Raw genomic sequence first — 19,607 nt, 5'->3', positions numbered from 1 at the left:
AATATAACATATTGATTTTTATTAATAAAAATTTGGGAATTTCGGGTTAAGAGGTTGGATTTTTCGGGATAAGGGATTTTGAGCCATAAGTTGAGTATATTTTAAACTATTCTAAAGTTCCGAAATACATATTAAATTATCCTAGAATTCGTAAATTCCCATTAAAAAATTCTAAAATTCATACTTTTAATGTATTATATTCTATAATTCATATAAATAACTCGCTTAAATTCAATTAGTAAATAAAATCATGCTAAAAATTGCAAATACTACAGAAGAATCCAAACAGCTATCTCAAGAATATCGTGAAGGAAAGCTTATAAGGATATATCAAGGGATCTACACGGATGACTTTAAGACGAATGTAGAGCAGATTGTCATACAAAACTGGATGCAAATTCTTCCTCATATTGTATCAAAAGGGATCCTTAGCTTTGCCACAGCCTTGGAGCTCAAACCCAAGCGATATGAAAACAAAACGATTGTTTTTGTAACCAGCTCTTATGTTAAAACCATTAATCTTCCAGGTTTAATCATTAAAGTATATAAGGGTAATAATAACGAATTTATCGAGCAACTATTACCAAACTTATTTAGAAGTAACGAACCCAGAGCTTTACTTGAAAACCTGACAACAGTAAGAGGTGCTTCTTACCTTGGTATTAAGACGATTGGAAGTGAAGGTGTCGAAAAGTTTTTGGCTAAGAAATTACATACACTAGGTGAAGATTATATTAACAACCTTAGAGACGAAGCTGGAAGTATTGCTGAAAAGCTAGGTTTCACAAAAGAGTATCAAAAACTAAATAACATAATTAGTGCCTTATTATCGACCCATTCAGATAGTAATATCTTATCTTCGAATTATGCAAAAGCTATTGCAAAAAAAAATCCTTATGACGAACATAGAGTAAGTCTGTTTAATGATTTGATTATATATCTAAATCAATGCTCTTTTGCTAATAGAGAATATAAGTACAACTCAACTTCTTTTAAAAATTTAAGTTTTTATGAATCTTACTTCTCAAATTTTATTGAAGGTACGGAGTTCCTTATTGATGAAGCCGAAGATATTGTGTTTAAGGGAATAGAAATTAATAACAGACATGCAGACAGTCATGATGTTTTATCTAATTTTTATATTACCAATGATTACACTGAAATGTGCATCACTCCCCAAGACCCACATGAGCTAATTGAAATATTACAAAAAAGGCATGCATTAATAATGAAAGAGCGGCCTGAGAAACGGCCAGGGGAGTTTAAGTTAAATCAAAATAAAGCGGGTAATACCCTATTTGTATCACCTAAGGATGTAATTGGAACTCTATGGCAAGGATTTGAAAGATATACACTGCTAAAACCTGGTATTGAGAGAGCTTTATTTATGCAGTTTATGATCAGTGAAATACACCCTTTTGATGATGGAAATGGACGACTATCAAGAATAATGATGAATGCAGAGTTAGTTTCACAAGCTCAATATAAAATTATTATTCCTAATGTTCATCGAGATAATTATCTTAATGGTCTAAGGCTTGCTTCACGAGATAGGCTTTTCAGAACTTATATAAAAGTAATGGATCAAGCACAAGCTTATACTGCCTCTATCAATTGGGCTGATTACGGCGAGGCAAGGAACAAGTTAGAAAATGATGATGCTACACTTTCTTCTGATGAAGGGGTGCCGAGTTTTAATCGAGTTTTACAGAAACTACAGCTATCAGATATACCTGATTAATTGAGTCTGTAAAATTTTCTGTGTAACTAGCCATTCCATTATTCAGTAACTCTATCACCGAATTCGATCATAAACCGATTCATAGCTGGCTTCCAGTTGTGGATCGGCATTGTCCATTTCCGAGCAATTCGTTCAATCGCAAGATAGAGCAATTTAAAAACTGATTCGTCAGATGGGAACATTCTTTTATTTTTAATTACCTTTCGCAAAGTCATATTCAACGATTCGATGGCATTTGTCGTATATATGGCTCGACGGATGTGTAAGCGCTTAATTAACCTCACCTAGCAAAGTTCCTTCCCAACCTTGATACTCCGTTTATTTTTAACAACGGAGAAAATCAGCATGACAGACAATCCGAAAAGATCACGACGCGAATTTTGGCAATCTCATAATGACTCATGGGAAGTCAGTGGTTTAACCCAAGCTGTTTACTGTGAACAGCAAGGCATAAGTCATTCAGCGTTTTGTTATTGGCGAGGACGTCTTCGTCCTAAAGCTTCAAAAGCGCAGAGAACATCCCCTCATTTTCTAGCGGTTAAGTCAGCTGTTGAACCTACTTCGGCAAACACGCCCTATGAGCCGGCCATTCAGTTAATGTTGCCAAATGGTGTACGCCTTGGAATCAGCGGTCAGACCGACAAAGTCATTTTACGTGAAGTTTTAACGTTTGCAGGGGCGTTATAATGTTGCGCTTACCGGAAACGACAGCGATTTATGTTGCAACAACACCTGTTGATTTCAGAAAAGCCATTAATGGCTTGGCTGCCATGGTGATTGAGGAATTTGAATCGCCGGCGAACGATGGTTCTGTTTACGTTTTTTATAATCGTAGCCGTGACAGGGTTAAGTGTTTGTTTTGGGATAAGAATGGTTTTGTGCTTTATCACAAGCGCTTAGAGCGTGGAAAATTTAAGATGGAGAAGACGTCAACCCAGCTTGAAGCCATTACTCACCAACAGTTGGACTGGTTGTTGGCGGGGCTTGAATTTAAGTTGATGTCTGAATTTCCCATGCTTGATTTCAAGCATTATTTTTAAGTTAACTTCATGATTTTATTAAATTAAACCGTTACATTGCATGCTTATTTTGGTATAATAGTGCCCATTAAAACAACACAAATAATACCAACGATGAAACAACAATCTGACTTAACAGTAGAGCAATTACGCGAAGAAAATGCGCGTTTGTTGGCATTGTTGGCTCAGCAGGAAAGCACTATCGAAACGCTTCGCCACCAGCTGCACTTATTCCGTAATGCACGCTTTGGCCGCAAAAGCGAAAAAGGTGTCGTGCCGGAACAAATGGCATTGCAATTTGACGAAGCAGAGCCATCCAGTGAACAGGATGAATCGACTGTTGAGCCTTCTCAAACTGAAACCATTACCTATACCCGTGCTAAAAAAGGCACAGGCCGCAAAGCACTGCCCAAGTCATTACCCTATGTTGAGCAGATTCATGACTTAAGCGATGAAGAAAAACATTGCGACTGTGGTTGTGAGTTAACTCATATTGGTGACGACATCTCAGAACAACTGGATGTTGTACCGCAAATGACCTTCCGTGTGGTTCATGTTCGTAAAAAATACGCTTGCAAGACATGTGAAGAAACCATTCAAACGGCCAAACTGCCGAAACAACCTATTCCACAAAGCATTGCATCGTCTGGTTTACTGGCAGCAGTGATTGATGCCAAGTTTAACCGCCACATGCCGCTTTATCGCCAGGAGGCGATGTTTAAAGAAGCGGGCATTCCCGTTACCAGAGCAACGCTTTGCAACTGGGTGGTAAAAGCCGCTGATTTATTAACGCCGCTGGTTAAACTCATGGTTGCGGCCATTCACGATTATGACATCGCTTATGCGGATGAAACACCCGTGCAGGTGCTCAAGCAGAAAAACAAACCGCCAACATCAAAATCCTATATGTGGCTATTCATTGGCGGTCCACCGGATAAACGCTGTTATGTTTATCAGTACCATCCGTCACGCACTCACCAGATACCGGCTGATTTCTTTTCCGACTTCAGCGGCTACCTGCATGCTGACTGTTATGGTGGTTATGTCGCTTTAGACAAAGAAGACCATGTTACCCATGTTGCCTGTATGGCGCACGCCAGAAGGTATTTTGTCGATGTGGTCAAACTTGCCGGCAAGAAAAAAGGCATTGCCCATAAAGTCTTGACCTATTTTACCGAGCTTTATCAGCTGGAAGCTTCCCTCAAAGAGGCAAAGGCTGCACCAGACGATATTTATCAGGCAAGACAAAAAGAGGCCAAACCTATTCTTGATGAACTCAAAGACTTTGTTGAAGATAAAAAAATCAATATCCCACCGAAAAGCCCATTGGGCAAAGCCGTTCATTACCTGTTGACGCACTGGGTTGCGCTCAAACGATACCTTGACGATGGCCGTCTCGAAATAGATAACAACCGAACAGAGCGCTCCATTAAACCTTTCGTCATCGGACGAAAAAACTGGCTCTTTCATGGCAACGAAACGGGCGCCAAAGCAGGTGCTATCCTCTATTCCCTCATCGAAACCTGTAAGCAACACCAGGTTGATGCTTTCGCATGGTTGAAATACGCACTGACCAACATCCAATATGCTGAAACCATCGAACAGCTCGAAGCTTTGCTGCCCTTTCATGTAAACCCTTCCGAACTTGAAAACATGCGCAGCTTACCTGCTTTGGAAATGCCTGAGAAGAGTGGGGTTAATTAAGCGTTTACACGGATGTCAGCTGGATAATCAAAAAATGGGGTAATACGTATCCAGTCTCTGCGCCATGAGGAGCTTATGGATGGGTATTGGTCGTCCCATTTCTCAGAAAATGCTTCCAGCGCCATTTCAGCCTCAATGAGTGTTTTGGCACTGTAGATTGTTTTTAAATCAGCAGCAAGGATTTTACGGTCTTTCCAGCTGACATAAGCCAATGAATTTCGAATTTTGTGTACAATGCAAAGCTGAACTTTAGCGTGTGGATATACTGTTTCAATGGCTTCTGGAAAGCCAGTAAGTCCATCAACACACGCAATAAATATTTCATCCAGGCCACGATTTTTTATATCTGTCAGTACGTTTAGCCAAAATTTTGCGCCTTCATTTTGGCTAATCCACATGCCCAGAAGTTCTTTGTAGCCATCTGTATTAACACCCAATGCCAAATAGACGGATTTGTTAATAATACCTTTGTCAGTCTTTACTTTAACGACAATACAATCCAAATAAACAATGGGGAAGCAACTATCCAGAGGCCTTGCCTGCCAGGCACGTACATCTGATAAAACCGCGTCTGTCACGCTTGAAATCAATGTGGGTGATATGGTTGTACCATAGATTTCTTCAAGCTCGCTTTGGATGTCGCGTGTACTTAAACCTCGGGCATAAAATGAAATGATTTTTTCATCAAGACCATCAAAGCGGGTAGCGTATTTAGGGATAATATGAGGTTCAAATGTGCCTGTTCGGTCACGTGGCACCGCAATTTCCATTTCGCCTTCATTAACCTGAATAGTCTTCTTGCTGTACCCATTACGACTGTTGCTCTTGCGTTCAACAGCCTTGGCATGCTTGTCATAGCCTAAATGATGCGTAAGTTCTCTTATTGATAATGGCATATCGCTGATACCCATCACCGAAACCAGACTGGATGTCACTGTTTCAACCAATTATTTGAGTACAGGAATTAAAGGACTTGACCGTATGCTCGATGATAAAGGCTATCAAGAAGGAGCGCCCATTATGATTAGCGGTCGTTCGGGCACTGCTAAAACACTTTTTGCAGCCAGTTTTGCAAAATCATGTCTGCATCAAGGCAAAAAAGTTTTATTTGTCTCTTTTGAAGAATCTCCCAGTCATTTAATTCATCATTTTATATCTGTAGATATTGATTTGCGACCATTCTTAGAAGACGAGACTTTAGCGATTAATGCAAGACGCTCTGTGGAAATGGGCCTGGAAAACCATATTATTTCAATTATTGAAATGAACCAGAGACATGAATTTGATGTCATCATTGTGGATCCTATTTCATCTTTGTTAGATCTGGGCGATGTGATGGATGTCAAGATGATGTTTGTACGGTTCATTTCTTATATGAAAGCACGAAAAAATACCCTGCTTTTTACCGAGTTACTGCCAGATTATGCAGAGGAACATAGCCTGCTTGGCTTATCCAGTCTGACAGATACCTGGATTCGATTAAGCTATATTGAAAAAAATGGTGAATTTAACCGTCTAATGTACATTTCCAAATCACGCGGTATTAAGACTTCCAATCAAGTCAAGGAATTTTTAGTCACAGATGAAGGTATAATCGTCGAAGATCCTTATATAGGGGATGAAGAAATGGTTTTTGGCTCGCACAAAGCCGCTCGTATATTAGAAGATAAACAACAGGAAACGCAGAATGCTCAGGAAATTGCTCAACTGGAGAGTGAAATCAAAGCCGTGGAAGAAGAACTTGTTGCCCATCAGAAAGTTCAAATCGCAGAATATCAGGCCCGAAAAAATGCCTTGTTGCGTCAAAAAAATAAGTTAGTCAATGAGGAAAAACAAATGCAGGCAAGAAGACAGGCAAATAAATTATTAAGGGAGTAGGCAGTGAGCAAGATTAAGCTGAAACTTTATGTTATTGGAAACAGTCTTGTATCAAAACGGGCGATTAGAAATTTTAAAGTTCTGTGTTCCACGGCAGGGTTAAAAGGTTGCTGCGACATGGAAGTGATTGATCTAATGGAACATCAGGATTTAGCCGAGAAAGAAAGAATTTTGGCAACGCCACTTTTAATCCGAAAAGAGCCTCTGCCGCAACGAAGAATTATAGGTGATTTATCCAATAGACAAAAAGTACTGAGTACTCTGGAATTGCCCGATGAAGAGCATGAATAAAAAAAAGAATAATTATTGGCCCAAACTTCTTAATGCCTTGGCAGAAGGCGTGGTGATTATTAATAAAGAGGGAGAAATACTTTTCATTAACGCCTATGCAGCAAACATGTTAGGACATCCTGTCTCAGATCTTTTAGGCAGCAATTTTTTATACCCATTGGCCGAAGATGAAACACAGGAAATTGAAATTATAAAACCCGATGGTGAAATTTTACCGGCACAGATGACAGTCAAAAAAGGCGCCTGGGAAAATGATGTTGCATGGGTTATTTCATTACAAGATATTTCCGAATTTAAAGCCAAAGAAAAAATGTTAAGTATTTCTTCCAAGGGAATCAGCTCCGCTTTCGAAGGCATTATTATCACTGATGCAAATGGTACAATTCTGGAAGCAAACAATGCTTTTTTGAAAATGACTGGATTCAAGGAAGAGGAAATCATTGGTAAAAACCCGCGAATATGGAAATCAGGTTATCAATCTGCGGAATTTTATAAACAGCTATGGAGCGCTTTGATAAAAAGAGGCCATTGGAGCGGTGAACTCTGGGATAAATATAAACATAATAAATTATATCCGGTTTTTCTATCCATATCAGCCGTTAAAAATTCCGAAGGTGACATCACCAATTATATTGGTTTTTTCCATGATTTGAGCGTCATTAAAGAGCAGGAAGAGCAAATAGAGCATTTTAAATTTTATGATTTTTTAACCGGCTTACCTAACAAATTTATGCTGACTCAAAGGTTGGATAACTACATTGAACAAAGTTGGAACATGAAAAGCAGGCTCATTGTCATTAGTATCAGGATATTTGACCCGGGAAAGCAAAATTCAAGTTACAATGAAAGCGCTGAAATTCGAGATAAAATGATACTTAAAGCCATTGAACGTATCGAGCGATGGACCCATGGAAAAAAACTGTTGTCACGTATAGGTTATAGTGAGTTTATTTGTAGTAGTTCAAACTTGATCTGACAGTTACCGGTTTTTCAGAAGTGTCTGTCAGGTCAAATTCAGCCTATCAATTTTTCCTTCCAGATTTGTTTGCCATCAATCAATGTTTGCATTGGAGTACGTCCACAGCACATTTTGCCTTGATGGGTGCGCTCATTATTATAATAATGAAGCCATACGTCCAGATCTTTTTGCAGTTCATCCATGTCATCGTAAACTTTCTTACGGAATGTGATTTGATAAAACTCCTGCAAAATCGTTTTGTGGAAACGCTCACAAATACCGTTTGTTTGCGGTGATTGTGCTTTAGTTTTCGTGTGATCAATGTTGTTAATAGCTAAATAAAGCTGATAGTCATGCTGTTCTACTTTCCCACAATACTCTGTACCCCGGTCAGTTAAAACACGCAGCATAGGTAACTGCTGCTGCTCAAAGAACGGCAAGACCTTGTCGTTAAGGAGATCTGCTGATGTAATAGGCGTTTTTGTTGTATAGAGCTTGGCAAATGCCACTTTGCTATAAGTATCAACAAAAGTCTGCTGATAAATGCGGCCAACTCCTTTGATAGTTCCCACATAGAATGTATCTTGGGAACCAAGATAGCCAGGATGTGCTGTTTCAATTTCGCCGCAAGCCTCATCATCAAACTTCTTCTTCTCCAAAGCTGCAATTTGTGCTTCTGTGAGAATAATGCCCTCTGATGCTACTTTGGCTTCAAGTGCCTTCAAACGGTCTTTAAAGTTAGCTAAATTATGCCTAAGCCAGACGCTGCGAACGCCACTAGGGGATACAAAAATCCCTTTCTTACGCAACTCATTACTGGTGCGTAGTTGACCATGAGCTGGATATTCTATGGCGTACTCTTTTACCGCTTGCTCTATAGAATCGTCAACACGGTTCTTGTGATTAGGTTGCCTTCGTGACTTATCAAATAAGGCATCTACCCCACCAGATTCTACCGCTGATTTATAACGATAGAAGGTGTCTCGTGATAAACCCATTACCTTACAGGCTTTCGATACATTGCCTAATTCTTCAGCTAAATTTAGTAAGCCAACTTTGTGTTTAATAATTTTAACGTTATTATCTATCATGAGAGTTTTCCTTTTGGTTTTGTTAAAGTTTGCACTTCTATCAAAACCGGAAACTCTCACCTTTTCAAGTGGTTATGTCAGATTAAGTCGAAACTAATTCAGTTTATTGTTGTTTATTTGGGTTCTCAAAAAATTGAGGGCATGGAGTCTGTAGCAAAAAAAATTATTCATTCACTGTCAAAACCTTACAGGGTAAAGAATAAAAAATATACAATGCAATCGATTATAGGCATCACCTCTTTATCGGACAATGGTACTTTTAGCGGAGAAGATCTATTAAATCAAACCGAAATAGCGCGGCATAAAGCCATGCAAAAAGGTTTTAATCAATTTGATTTCTTTGATGCAGAAAGTGAAAAACAGACCCTGATATTTCATCAACGTATTGAAGCTCTCCGAAAAGCCATAAAACAGAATCAATTAGAGCTACACTATCAACCCAAGGTGGATTTAAGCACTGGAAAAGTCATTGGCGCCGAGGCTTTGCTCCGCTGGATACATCCCGATAAACATTTATTAATGCCTTCTGATTTTTTAGCAGGATTAGATAAACATCCCGTGTCTATAGAGCTGGGTGACTGGGTACTTAATCAAGCCTTAAAACTATCTGAGAAATTGATTAAAAATAATTTAAATATACCCATCAGTATCAATATTTCTTCATACCAACTGGAAGATAAAAATTTTACTAAACATCTGGAAGAAACATTATCCAAATACCCGCATCTGCCTAAGAGCTGTATCATGCTTGAAATTCTTGAAACCGAAGCTTTAGAAGACCTTGAGCGTATTTCAAACATCATTAATGACTGCAAAACCAAAGGCATATTATTTTCACTTGATGATTTTGGAACAGGATATTCATCACTAACTTATCTTAAAGATCTAAATACAGCGGAAGTAAAGCTGGATCAAAGTTTTGTTCGTAATGTTTTGAGTAAGCCAAAAGATCTGTCTATCTTAAAAACGACGATAGAATTATGCCGCTTGATTGATCGTGATCTGATAGCTGAAGGCGTAGAAACAATTATTCATGGCAAGTTATTACGTCATCTAGGTTGTCATTATATCCAGGGATATGTCATTACCAAACCTATTCCTGAGCAACGGTTGATTCCCTGGTTGAATAAATGGACGCTTGGCAAAGAGTGGCAGAAAGATCGATTTAGCAAGAAAGAGTTAGATGAATTGATACTTCTTTCTATTGAACATTATCTTTCTTTTGAAGCTCTGCGCCGCTATCTAGAGCGCAATCACCAGGAATTACCCGATTTTTCATTTGAACACTGTCCAACAGCGGTTCCCGGCGAAGCCGGAACCCGCTGTAAATAAGTTGTTTTAATTGTCTAAAAAGATATTTTTCGCGAAGTCTATGATTTAAAATGTCATTTTTAATTTTAAAGTTGACATCTGATGTTGAGTTGCAAAGATTTGGTTGAAACAGTTAAAACAAGTTTCGCATCGATTAAAGAAGTAAAAAAACGCCAAAGACCCATCAGTTTAGTTGATACGTTAATGTCGGGCTATGCTTTATTCAGTTTGAAATATCCCTCTCTGTTACAGTTTGATCGTCACCATCGAGAGGATATGATTAGCCATAATCTCGAGCATATTTTTGGTATTAAAGCAGTGCCTTCAGATACTCAGATGAGAAAGCGTTTAGATGAAATTGAGCCAACCTTACTCCGACCCACTTATCGACGTCTCTTTGCGCAATGCCAGAGAAGTAAGCATTTAGAGCTATTCAAATACTATGAGAACCGCTATTTGATGCCATTGGATGGAACAGGTTATTTCAATTCAGATGATGTGCACTGTGATAACTGTTGTCAGCGGCATCATAAAAATGGACGAATTAGTTACTACCATCAAATGCTATCAGCAGCCATAGTTCATCCAGACCATAAAGTGGTGATTCCTTTTGCCCCAGAGCCGATTATGAAAACAGATGGTGCCAATAAAAACGACTGTGAACGTAATGCGGCCCTGCGTTTTCTTAATGATCTGAAACGCGAGCACCCTCATTTAAAGCTAATTTTTACAGGGGATGGTCTGTTTTCAAATGCTCCATTCATCAAACGCTTATGTGATGATGATCATTGGTTCATCCTGGTTGCCAAAGAAGGGGATCATAAACATTTGTTTGAAGAGTTTAATGCATTGCCTCGAGCTACTCATGAAGTGAGAGAAGGCAAAATAACTCATCGTTTTAGTTGGTCAAATCAAATTGCAATTAATGATACTCACCTTGATTGTATAGTGAACGTTTTAGAGTATTGGGAGGTGCATGATAATGGTAAAAAACAGCGTTGGGTTTGGGTAACCAATATTCCCTTAACTGAAAAGAATGCTTACAAAATTATGAGAGGAGGACGGGCACGACATAAGATAGAAAATGAAACGTTTAATACATTAAAAAATCAAGGATATCAGTTTGAGCACAATTTTGGTCATGGTAATAAACATTTGAGCACCGTATTTGCTCATTTGATGATGCTTGCTTTTTTTGTTGATCAGCTGCAGCAGCTTGGCTGTAAACTATTTAAAAAAGCACTTGCAAGATTGCATACTAAGCGCTCGTTATGGGAAAGAAAACGAGCATTATTTTTTGATTTTTTTATCAATAGTATTGAGGACTTATGGTCTGCTTTAGCGTTTGGACATAAGGCATCATTAGCGCCTAATTCATCATAATGCTGCAAGCATCTTTTTGTTATTATATACCGGATTGGATTTGAACTACCTTGTAAATTGATTGTTTTTTAGACTGAATCTAATTTCAGCGCTTGCGCTTGCCCTATAAAAACTGAGCTAATACCGCTTTTTAAAAATTTCTTAGGCGGGAGCCGCTGACTGTCCAATAAACTATTGGCTTTTAAAACATAAGCAAGGCATGAAAGATGGAGACACATTTAAGGTATTACATCAGTTACATAAAAAACAACATGCTATGGCCAATCATATTCTTCAATTGAAAATAAAGGGAAAGAAAGAGCAAGCACTTGAAAAATTAAAAGAACTTGATGATTTGTTAAGTACTCTTTTAGTAAAGTTAATAACAGCCATTTTTGAGCCTTAGCCTGCATTAAAATTCCACCTCAGCAAATATTAACTCCTATTGCAATCCATGCAAGGCTTCCTGTATGGTCTTGTAATTAAATTCAAACCCTCTCTCAAGCAACCTTTTTGGCTGTACTTGTTCAGAATCTGTTAATACAACAGAAGACTGGCCGATGAGTAATTTTAAAACCGACTTAGGCATTGGTAATCCCTGCCCCCATTTAACTAATCGCAATTCCTTTAACATTTCATAATTTCTACATGGCTTTGGAGCAGTGATGTTTATTGCACCATCGATAATATTTCTGTTATGCGCAATAAATTCGATAGCTCTCGCCACATCTTGAATATGAACAAAAGGAACAAATTGATTACCGGAACCAAACTTACCTATATAGAAAAAACCAGATAATCTTAAATAGTGCAAAAGGCCGCCTGTATTTGATAGAACATGTCCAATTCTTAAATGTGTCACGTTGCATTTCGCTTTTTCTGCTCTGCTTTCTATTTCTTTACAGACCTTTACCCGAAATTTCGTTCCAGACTCTCCACCAGGTATTGGCTTGCTTTCTTCTGTTAAAACAGCATCACCAGCATGCCCATAAAATCCGACTGCGGAAGCTTGAAGATATTTTAATGGTTTTTCTTGAGCCCTATCTATATTATGAATAATTGTGTCAATTACGCGAAATCTTGATGTTGCTATTTCTGATTTTACCGACAGGGTCCATCTTTTAGCCCCTGGATTTGCCCCACTTAGATTGAGTATAATTGTGTTTTTATCAATAAGATCGGACCAATCTTCATCAATGAGTCGGACTTTAACACCTTCGATATTTAATCGCGTATTCGAAGAACGACTTAAGCAATATACATCATATCCTTTTTTAATAAACTCTAAGCAAACTTCTCTTCCGATCATTCCAGAGCCGCCAGCTATAATGACTCTTCCATTTTTTACGGAATCTGTTTGCTCAATCTGAAAATATCCATAATAATGGAACAAAGTGCCAATGATAGGAAAAGATACTCTACCATCAAATTCCCAGCCTTTTTCGATTGGTTTTTCGGTCCACACTGATTTAGGAGATAAAAAAGAGGGTATGGGTATTTTAAATGAATCAAAGAAGGTTATTCCTTGCGATTCATACATTAATGACTTATCCGATTGAAATTTGATGTTGTAGATAAATTGAAAAACTTTATCCAGATACCCCCCAAAGCCTTCACTTAAATACATGCACCGATTAAACCTACAATATAATGAATGTGTGGTTTGATATGTTTTTTGTAGAGGCGTTTTATAGCCGAATATTCTTCTCCAAAGTTGAAAATCTTGAGACAAATTAAATACCTCAGCATAAAACGGTTGTTTCTGCATTTCTTTGGGAAACCCGGCAAAAAATCCGATTAACTTTGACAAAAAGGTCGGTTTTTCTATTGTCACCACACCAAAACCACTACCGCCGGTTTTTGAGGTTTTAAAATCTTTTATATGATTGTCCAATAAAGGAAAGTCAGGAAAAACCCTGGCAATTAAAGAAGTCGGTGCGTCATCGACAATAAATAATGGAGGAGCTTGCCAAAATCTTGCTTTTGTTGAGCCACCTAAACTGTAAGAAACAACGTATTCAAAAATGCGCCTTTGTAACATGGGAGTAAGGAGTGTGGTAGCTCGCAATACACGGTTTCTTAATGTTTTAAGTAATGGGTTTTTAACTTGTCCTGCCGTAGCAATGAAATCCGCCACATTTTGAACGGTTTTAGCTCGAGGTTTTCGTTCTTGTTCGTATTCAGAGAGGCCCTGTAAATAATCTACTCTGTTCAGTTTAGAGACAAGGCAGGCCGCATCTTCAATACACAACCCTGCTCCTTGAGCAATATTAGGTGCAGTAGCATGAGCCGAATCGCCCATTAATAAAATCCGGCGATCACGTGATGTCCAGGGAAATTTATCGAGGCCTTCTATTTTAGCAATATCAGTTCTTAATATTTTATAAGTTAAATTAATTAATTCTTCATAATCAACTGCGACTTCACCTGGATGGGCATGGTTATGTCCGTAAACTGCTGTAAATTCAGGTTGACTTTTTAGGAGTGGAGTCATCGCTAAAATTCGGTACTATTGAGTTGTGAAAAACAATAACTATCGAAGGAGATTAGCGATGACGGATTACAATATTACAGTTGGAAAGGAATTGCTTCCAGAACTTTTATCAAGCCAGGATGGGCTCGCAAAGCTTGTTGAAGGTGTATTGAATCAGGTATTGGAGGCACAGGTGTCAGAAAGTCTGGGAGCAGACAAGCATGAACGTTCAGGTGAACGTATAGGCTATCGTAACGGTTACCGTCCAAGACAACTATACACTCGTGTGGGACCAGTCACTCTTCAAGTGCCGCAGACACGTGATGGCTCTTTTTCTACCGATATTTTTAAGCGCTATCAACGCAGTGAGCAGGCTTTTGTATTGGCTCTGATGGAAATGGTTGTTAATGGCGTATCAACCAGAAAAGTTAATAACATTACTGAAGAACTTTGCGGTGCTAGTTTTTCAAAGTCAACCGTCAGTCAACTGTGTTCTGGTCTTGATGCAAGAGTCAGAGCCTTCAACGAGCGTCGGTTTGATGGTGACAACTACCCATTTATCATGGTTGATGCGATGTTTATCAAGTGTCGTGATGGTGACAGAGTCGTGTCTCGAGCAGCCTTGACCATCTCGGGTATCAGAAGTGATGGCTACCGTGAAATACTGGGCCTTCGCATTGGTGACACTGAGAGCTATGCTACATGGGATGAAGCGTTTAAATGGCTAAAATCTCGTGGGCTAAAAGGCGTGATGTATGTTGTGTCAGACCAGCATGCAGGGCTTGTGGAAGCGGCTAGAAAGCACTTTCAAGGTGCAACCTGGCAACGATGCCAAGTTCACTTGATGCGCAACATCCTCGGGCACTGCTCTGTCAGACACCGCAAAGATGTTGCTGAAAAGGCAAAGCTTGTTTTTCAGGCACCTGATATGGAAGAAGCCAGGCGTAGACGCGATGATTTTATTGATGCCTTTGAGAAAAAAGCACCAAAATCAGTTACCTGCCTTGAGGAGGCTTTTGACGATGCCATGGTAGTTATGGCGTTGCCGGAGAAATACAGGAAGCGACTTCGCACCACCAACATGCAAGAGCGAATTAACGAGGAAATCAGGCGCCGAGAACGAGTGATAAGGATATTTCCTAATGATGATTCTGCATGGCGGCTGATTGGCGCTTTATTAGCTGAACAAAACGAGCAGTGGCAATCAAGGCGTTATCTTAATATGGACGAATTTAATGACTGGCTGGCTGAGAATGAAGCCGGAAAGTCTAATGTTGTAGGGATGAATGCTTTGACTAAATAACGTACTAACTTGATAGGCTGAATTAATGGGAATTTACAGCACTTTTTGGACTTGACCATGGGCATAAATTGGTTTCCAAGATCGAACTAATTCTAAAAGAAATTCCTTGGTTTCCTCATCAACTAATTTGACCCCTTTGATCGGTGATAAATATTTATGATTATTTTGAGTTTTAACGGCGATAAACCAAAAGACTGTCGGTGGTTTTAATGGAACATACCCAAAGCGAATTTCATAATTTCCGAACTTCTTGGATTTGCACGTTCCCCAAGTTTCAAAAGATACAGACCACCACTTATACTTTGTGTCTATTGGAAGCTTGGTATTTGCACGAAAATAAGTATAACCAAGATCGGTCTCAAAGACTGGTGGTCGTTCTAATTCAGACATCTGACGTGGTCAAGCAAATTGCGACACACCAGTTAAGCAACCATTTTTAACAACCTCATTTCCTTTTCGAATTGATTTGGGCTTTTATAACCAATTGTTGAGTGAAGCCGAAAATCATTATAAAAAACGGTGATGTAATTTAATACATCCCGGTGTGCCTCAGAACGCGTCTGATAATGTTTCCATTGCACTCGTTCTTGCTTCAAGCTACCAAAAAAGCTCTCTGCAACCGCATTATCCCAACAATCACCTTTTCTGCTCATGCTGCCAGTACACTTCCAGTCGTTGAGTAATTTACGGTACTCATTGCTGGCATATTGAGAGCCTCTATCTGAATGCACAATTAAGCCAGGTTTTGGTTTACGTTGCCATAAAGCCATTTTCAGGGCATCACAAACTAAATCTGCCTTCATCCTTGAACTCATACTCCAGCCAACAACTTTCCTGGAGAACAAATCAATAACCACTGTCAGATATAACCAACCCTCTTGTGTTGACAGGTAAGTAATATCCGATACATAAGCTCGGTCTGGCGCACTGGGCGAAAAATCACGGCTCAGAACATTTTCAAAAACCGGTTTTTTATGTCTGCTATTGGTCGTTATCTTATATTTTTTTCTGTACCGAACCATAACGCCCGCTTCTTTCATCAGGCTCTGAGTTTTACGCCGACCAACCGGATATCCTAGAGCATTTAGCGCTTTTCTCATGCGTCTACTGCCAAATGTATAAGTACTTTTCTCCGCGATGTCTTTCACAAAATCAATCATCTCCTGATGTAATGGATCGCTCGGTTTACCGTGTCGATTTCGACGGTATCGATAATATCCTGAACGCAAAACGCCCAGTAATAGACACATCTTGTCTATTGGCCAGACCTTCTCATGTTGGGCGATAAACGAATATTTCACTTCGTTTCCTGAGCAAAGAAGGCCGCCGCCTTTTTTAAAATCTCCTTTTCCATCTTCAGCCGACGGTTTTCTTCTCGTAGCTGGCGAATCTCAAGCTGTTCAGCCGTTAATTTCCCGTTACCCCTGAATGCATTCCCTTGATCTGATTCATGTTCTTTTATCCACCGACTAAGCATATTGGGATGAATTGATAAACTGCGAGAGGCCTCAGCTCGACTGTAACCTTGATCTTTTACAAGGCTTATCGCATCAAGTTTAAATTCTTGTGAAAATTTTCTTCTAATTGTCATCTTTTTTACTCCAGTTAAGCTTATTATCTCTTAACTGCTGTGTCCGAATCCATTAAACCACGTCAATCAGGCAATTTCTGATTTTTGAACGAATGCCATCACAAGCAATGAGTAAATCACCTTTATTAGGACTTACGCATTGACAAGAATCTGTTAAAATGCGTGCTTTTTGCAGGCAGGGAATGCTCCCAAAAACCAAGCCCTCAACAGCCCATTGTAACGAAGTAATTTATACCTCATATCTGTTAAGTGATCCGCGCTATCCCAGTTGTACGCGTTTATCTGAGGTGATGGGGTCGATATCACACGACAGTGTAAATCGATTTCTAGGACGAGAACGATATGAACCAAAGGACTTATTTGATGAAGAATCGGATAAAATAGAGTTAGCAGGCGGGATACTTAGCGTGGATGATTCTGTATTAGATAAACCCTACATGAACCCTAAAAAAGCTGAGTTGATAGGTAATTTCTGGTCTGGAAAGCATAAACGGGTTGTGAAAGGCGTTAACCTGATTACGCTTTTTTATACAGATGTGGCTGGGATTTCAGTGCCCGTTAACTATCGTCTTTACGATAAATCTGAAGGCAAAACGAAGAATGACTACTTTATAGAAATGCTGCATGAGGTACTGGCCTGGGGGCTAAAACCGGCCTGGGTAACAGGTGATAGTTGGTATGCGAGCATTACTAACATGAAAACGTTACGGAAATTAAGTTTGCAATTTATGTTTGGGGTTGAAAGTAACCGTACCGTATCAATCGAGCGAGGCCAGTACACCCAAGTACAAAAATTAGAGGACTGGCAAGGCGATGAGCAAACGGCTTATTTGAAAGATTACGGCATGGTGAAAGTGTATAGACAGATGTACAAAAAATCATATCGCTATTACATCATCAGCGTTCCTGACCTCGATAATTTACCAAACATTAAAAAACAAGACTTTGAAAGAGTTCATGCTGCTCATTGGTCTATTGAGCGTTACCATCGTGCTTTGAAGCAAGTGTGTCATATCGAGCATTTTCAGGTGCGTGGTTCTAATCAAATTAAAAATCATATTTTCTGCGCCATAAAAGGCTTTGTTCAGCTTGAGTTTATGCGGGTTAAAAACTTGATTTCTCATTGGTATGAGGTTCAGCGTGACCTGTTTCTTGCCAATATTCGTGGATTTATTCAAGGCGGCACAGGTCTTTTTAAAGCTGTCAATGCGTAAGTCCTATTTATATAACTTCTTATCAACTCTAATTCCGATTTGATTATTGTATCGTTCGTATTCACAGATCTTCTGGGATGTGATTATTTCAACATCTTTTCTATTTTTTAAACCTGCTGAGAGCAGGTTGATTAAATCATAGCGCTCTAAACATTGAACAGGGAATCGATCACCAAAGTCTTCATTAGCTCTTGCCAATATTCTTCCCTTCGAATCTCGATAACTCGGAGATGGCATAAAATAAGCAAATTGCTTCATAAATCTTTGATAATTTGGTATGTTCCTCAATACCGACTGACTTGGCGGCCAAATACCTATCCCTCCAGCTATATTGTTTTCCTTACAACCCAAATACGGTCGTGACTCGAACAGGGTAACATGGTATTTAATCTTTTTATTTCCATGAATTAATAAGTTAGCAAGCGTTAATCCCGAGATACCACCACCTACGATCAGAGCATGGACTGATTTCACCACTGTATTTACCCTTCATTTAAAATGTCACAGTAGATATAGCACTTATTGAGGTATTTCTGGACAAACGAAAGTAACCTTAAATAATTGCTCATATTTTTTACTACTTATACATTAGTTTATATTTTAACTTATGTGATTCACAATGCGGTATAACCTGCAATAATTAATAAAAAATTCATGCTTATGAATCGCAGAATTTAAAAGCTTATCATCGCTGAATCCGGTAAAAAATGATGATAAGCGTTGATGTATAAAACAAATTTTAATTGTCCATCGGAAGTACGCTGAACAATCCAGTCTTCACCGACAAAACATTTTATTTTTTCCCTGTTTTTGGAATGTCTAACGCGTCCTTCCCAATAAACACAACCTACAGCCCGAACTCGTTCAGGCTCATTACACAAGGGAGTGATGAGCCAGCTTTTCTGAGGGATATGAATTTCATCAATAAGTTTTTGATGGATTTCATGGTTTTTTTGTAAGCTAATATCCTCACCGTGCAGAAGAAAAATGCGAGGTTCCGGGTATAAAAAAAACTCAGATTGTTGCTCAGCGTTGCCTTTTTTTACCATAACGAGGTTATGAAATTGATGACTGAGCTCAATAATCTCTTCTTGTCCAATAGGCATGCTCGACTCCTGTAGATTAGTTATTTTAATAACAAATGAAATTCTTGCGTATGATCCGTCGGCGAATAACCTTCGCGATAAGCAAAATGTTCACAAACATGAGAGACAATCAACAAGTGGCCATCTGATTGTTTTTCAAGTCTCCACGTATGCCTTAAATCGGCAATCAACTGCTGACTGTAAGCCGCTGGATATTGCCAGGTTTTGGCATACCAGACACCTTTGGTTTCAACAATCATTTGATCGTTTTCCATGTGACTATGAATGAACTCACAATCAAAAGATTGATCAAAAAAGATTTGCTTACCTATTTGATGATCAGCTAATCCAGCAATACCTTTAAAAAAGATATTGCTGCCCTGTAAACGTATTTCGAAATTTTCAATATCAATCAGATTAACAAATTCGGCAATGGGAGCTCGAGAAGCGTTTAGTTGATTAAATTTTTCTATTATCTGGAAGGCTTCTTGTTTGCTGATGGTTGCTTTTGACATAAAAGTCCTTGTGATGAAATTAATTATCTATTTTTAGATTAGATCATTAATGCTCAATATTGAAACATTCC

General features: G+C 38.9%; 18 protein-coding genes and 3 pseudogenes. 12 read left to right on the top strand and 9 right to left on the bottom strand.

The window, feature by feature from the left end:
• The first annotated feature begins 250 nt into the window (after positions 1-250).
• Positions 251-1,741 (top strand): Fic family protein, encoded by a 1,491-nt coding sequence (locus E4T55_RS11765; RefSeq protein ID WP_058501771.1) that lies wholly within the window; start codon positions 251-253, stop codon positions 1,739-1,741.
• Between the two features lie 38 nt (positions 1,742-1,779).
• On the opposite strand, the pseudogene E4T55_RS11760 reads toward E4T55_RS11765, so the two are convergent.
• Positions 1,780-2,001: pseudogene (locus E4T55_RS11760) on the bottom strand (transposase); the annotation flags it as partial.
• 85 nt (positions 2,002-2,086) lie between these two features.
• Here E4T55_RS11760 and tnpA point away from each other — a divergent pair.
• From tnpA to tnpC, 3 genes are all read left to right on the top strand, one after another.
• Positions 2,087-2,428: an IS66 family insertion sequence element accessory protein TnpA gene (gene tnpA / locus E4T55_RS11755; protein WP_058501899.1), complete on the top strand. Its 342-nt coding sequence runs from the start codon at positions 2,087-2,089 to the stop codon at positions 2,426-2,428.
• The gene (gene tnpB, locus E4T55_RS11750) at positions 2,428-2,781 is read left to right on the top strand and encodes an IS66 family insertion sequence element accessory protein TnpB (RefSeq protein WP_058501898.1); all 354 of its coding nucleotides are present in this window, start codon (positions 2,428-2,430) and stop codon (positions 2,779-2,781) included. Before tnpA ends, tnpB begins: the two co-directional genes overlap by 1 nt.
• A 93-nt stretch (positions 2,782-2,874) precedes the next feature.
• Positions 2,875-4,464, top strand: coding sequence for an IS66 family transposase (tnpC, locus tag E4T55_RS11745; protein ID WP_058501897.1), 1,590 nt, complete (start codon positions 2,875-2,877; stop codon positions 4,462-4,464).
• A gap of 8 nt (positions 4,465-4,472) precedes the next feature.
• On the opposite strand, the pseudogene E4T55_RS11740 reads toward tnpC, so the two are convergent.
• A pseudogene (locus tag E4T55_RS11740) lies at positions 4,473-5,342 on the bottom strand (IS256 family transposase); the annotation flags it as partial.
• Positions 5,343-5,445: 103 nt separating this feature from the next.
• Between E4T55_RS11740 and E4T55_RS11735 the strand changes: the two are divergent.
• The 3 genes from E4T55_RS11735 to E4T55_RS11725 are packed head-to-tail and all read left to right on the top strand — an operon-like array spanning position 5,446 to position 7,609.
• Positions 5,446-6,342: an ATPase domain-containing protein gene (locus E4T55_RS11735; protein WP_058501895.1), complete on the top strand. Its 897-nt coding sequence runs from the start codon at positions 5,446-5,448 to the stop codon at positions 6,340-6,342.
• Between the two features lie 3 nt (positions 6,343-6,345).
• Positions 6,346-6,633 carry a circadian clock KaiB family protein gene (locus tag E4T55_RS11730; protein ID WP_058501894.1) on the top strand — a complete coding sequence of 96 codons (288 nt, stop codon included), beginning with the start codon at positions 6,346-6,348 and terminating at the stop codon, positions 6,631-6,633.
• On the top strand, positions 6,626-7,609 hold the full coding sequence (locus E4T55_RS11725) for a sensor domain-containing diguanylate cyclase (RefSeq protein ID WP_162262329.1): 984 nt from the start codon (positions 6,626-6,628) through the stop codon (positions 7,607-7,609). The genes E4T55_RS11730 and E4T55_RS11725 overlap by 8 nt, the downstream gene beginning before the upstream one ends.
• Here the strand turns inward: E4T55_RS11725 and E4T55_RS11720 are convergent.
• Positions 7,581-8,682, bottom strand: a pseudogene (locus tag E4T55_RS11720) (IS481 family transposase). The gene E4T55_RS11725 and the pseudogene E4T55_RS11720 overlap by 29 nt on opposite strands.
• 141 nt (positions 8,683-8,823) lie before the next feature.
• Between E4T55_RS11720 and E4T55_RS11715 the strand changes: the two are divergent.
• The 3 genes from E4T55_RS11715 to E4T55_RS11705 all read left to right on the top strand — a co-directional run bounded on the left by E4T55_RS11715 (position 8,824) and on the right by E4T55_RS11705 (position 11,761).
• On the top strand, positions 8,824-10,014 hold the full coding sequence (locus E4T55_RS11715) for a putative bifunctional diguanylate cyclase/phosphodiesterase (protein WP_058501833.1): 1,191 nt from the start codon (positions 8,824-8,826) through the stop codon (positions 10,012-10,014).
• Between the two features lie 81 nt (positions 10,015-10,095).
• Positions 10,096-11,376 (top strand): hypothetical protein, encoded by a 1,281-nt coding sequence (locus tag E4T55_RS11710; RefSeq protein ID WP_058501406.1) that lies wholly within the window; start codon positions 10,096-10,098, stop codon positions 11,374-11,376.
• Between the two features lie 199 nt (positions 11,377-11,575).
• Positions 11,576-11,761, top strand: coding sequence for a hypothetical protein (locus E4T55_RS11705; protein WP_058502430.1), 186 nt, complete (start codon positions 11,576-11,578; stop codon positions 11,759-11,761).
• Between the two features lie 36 nt (positions 11,762-11,797).
• Here the strand turns inward: E4T55_RS11705 and E4T55_RS11700 are convergent, their stop codons facing one another.
• The gene (locus E4T55_RS11700) at positions 11,798-13,657 is read right to left on the bottom strand and encodes a TIGR01777 family oxidoreductase (protein ID WP_245183915.1); all 1,860 of its coding nucleotides are present in this window, start codon (positions 13,655-13,657) and stop codon (positions 11,798-11,800) included.
• A 250-nt stretch (positions 13,658-13,907) separates the two neighbouring features.
• Between E4T55_RS11700 and E4T55_RS11695 the strand changes: the two genes are divergently transcribed.
• Positions 13,908-15,131: an IS256 family transposase gene (locus E4T55_RS11695; protein WP_115325208.1), complete on the top strand. Its 1,224-nt coding sequence runs from the start codon at positions 13,908-13,910 to the stop codon at positions 15,129-15,131.
• Between the two features lie 33 nt (positions 15,132-15,164).
• Here E4T55_RS11695 and E4T55_RS11690 read toward each other — a convergent pair whose 3' ends face one another.
• Both E4T55_RS11690 and E4T55_RS11685 read right to left on the bottom strand, forming a co-directional pair.
• Positions 15,165-15,521, bottom strand: coding sequence for a hypothetical protein (locus tag E4T55_RS11690; protein ID WP_058502574.1), 357 nt, complete (start codon positions 15,519-15,521; stop codon positions 15,165-15,167).
• A gap of 32 nt (positions 15,522-15,553) precedes the next feature.
• Positions 15,554-16,722 (bottom strand): IS3 family transposase gene (locus tag E4T55_RS11685; protein ID WP_115325230.1). Its coding sequence is split into 2 segments (ribosomal slippage): positions 15,554-16,458 and positions 16,458-16,722, totalling 1,170 coding nucleotides; the frame shifts between segments, so codons are not numbered across the junction.
• Between the two features lie 182 nt (positions 16,723-16,904).
• Between E4T55_RS11685 and E4T55_RS11680 the strand changes: the two genes are divergently transcribed.
• Positions 16,905-17,936, top strand: a complete 1,032-nt coding sequence (locus E4T55_RS11680; protein WP_058501601.1) for an IS701 family transposase — start codon at positions 16,905-16,907, stop codon at positions 17,934-17,936.
• A 3-nt stretch (positions 17,937-17,939) separates the two neighbouring features.
• Here the strand turns inward: E4T55_RS11680 and E4T55_RS11675 are convergent, their stop codons facing one another.
• From E4T55_RS11675 to E4T55_RS11665, 3 genes are all read right to left on the bottom strand, one after another.
• Positions 17,940-18,413 (bottom strand): FAD-dependent oxidoreductase, encoded by a 474-nt coding sequence (locus E4T55_RS11675; protein WP_058502463.1) that lies wholly within the window; start codon positions 18,411-18,413, stop codon positions 17,940-17,942.
• A gap of 197 nt (positions 18,414-18,610) precedes the next feature.
• The gene (locus E4T55_RS11670; protein WP_058502462.1) at positions 18,611-19,042 is read right to left on the bottom strand and encodes a hypothetical protein; all 432 of its coding nucleotides are present in this window, start codon (positions 19,040-19,042) and stop codon (positions 18,611-18,613) included.
• A gap of 20 nt (positions 19,043-19,062) precedes the next feature.
• A complete protein-coding gene (locus E4T55_RS11665) occupies positions 19,063-19,536 on the bottom strand; it encodes a hypothetical protein (RefSeq protein WP_058502461.1) in 474 nt (157 codons plus the stop codon).
• Between the last annotated feature and the right edge of the window lie 71 nt (positions 19,537-19,607).

Origin of the sequence: Legionella israelensis, assembly GCF_004571175.1 — a bacterium.
Classification (GTDB): Bacteria; Pseudomonadota; Gammaproteobacteria; order Legionellales; family Legionellaceae; genus Legionella_D; species Legionella_D israelensis.
Note: the sequence above shows the minus strand (reverse complement) of the source record. Positions and strands in the feature narration are given on the sequence as shown.

Excerpts from the sequence above, each read along its gene's own strand:
- E4T55_RS11765 (WP_058501771.1), top strand. The coding sequence starts at position 251 with ATGCTAAAAATTGCAAATACTACAGAAGAATCCAAACAGCTATCTCAA.
- tnpA (WP_058501899.1), top strand. The coding sequence starts at position 2,087 with ATGACAGACAATCCGAAAAGATCACGACGCGAATTTTGGCAATCTCAT.
- tnpB (WP_058501898.1), top strand. The coding sequence starts at position 2,428 with ATGTTGCGCTTACCGGAAACGACAGCGATTTATGTTGCAACAACACCT.
- tnpC (WP_058501897.1), top strand. The coding sequence starts at position 2,875 with ATGAAACAACAATCTGACTTAACAGTAGAGCAATTACGCGAAGAAAAT.
- E4T55_RS11735 (WP_058501895.1), top strand. The coding sequence starts at position 5,446 with ATGCTCGATGATAAAGGCTATCAAGAAGGAGCGCCCATTATGATTAGC.
- E4T55_RS11725 (WP_162262329.1), top strand. The coding sequence starts at position 6,626 with ATGAATAAAAAAAAGAATAATTATTGGCCCAAACTTCTTAATGCCTTG.
- E4T55_RS11715 (WP_058501833.1), top strand. The coding sequence starts at position 8,824 with ATGGAGTCTGTAGCAAAAAAAATTATTCATTCACTGTCAAAACCTTAC.
- E4T55_RS11710 (WP_058501406.1), top strand. The coding sequence starts at position 10,096 with ATGTTGAGTTGCAAAGATTTGGTTGAAACAGTTAAAACAAGTTTCGCA.
- E4T55_RS11705 (WP_058502430.1), top strand. The coding sequence starts at position 11,576 with ATGAAAGATGGAGACACATTTAAGGTATTACATCAGTTACATAAAAAA.
- E4T55_RS11700 (WP_245183915.1), bottom strand. The coding sequence starts at position 13,657 with ATGGGCGATTCGGCTCATGCTACTGCACCTAATATTGCTCAAGGAGCA.
- E4T55_RS11695 (WP_115325208.1), top strand. The coding sequence starts at position 13,908 with ATGACGGATTACAATATTACAGTTGGAAAGGAATTGCTTCCAGAACTT.
- E4T55_RS11690 (WP_058502574.1), bottom strand. The coding sequence starts at position 15,521 with ATGTCTGAATTAGAACGACCACCAGTCTTTGAGACCGATCTTGGTTAT.
- E4T55_RS11680 (WP_058501601.1), top strand. The coding sequence starts at position 16,905 with ATGCTCCCAAAAACCAAGCCCTCAACAGCCCATTGTAACGAAGTAATT.
- E4T55_RS11670 (WP_058502462.1), bottom strand. The coding sequence starts at position 19,042 with ATGCCTATTGGACAAGAAGAGATTATTGAGCTCAGTCATCAATTTCAT.
- E4T55_RS11665 (WP_058502461.1), bottom strand. The coding sequence starts at position 19,536 with ATGTCAAAAGCAACCATCAGCAAACAAGAAGCCTTCCAGATAATAGAA.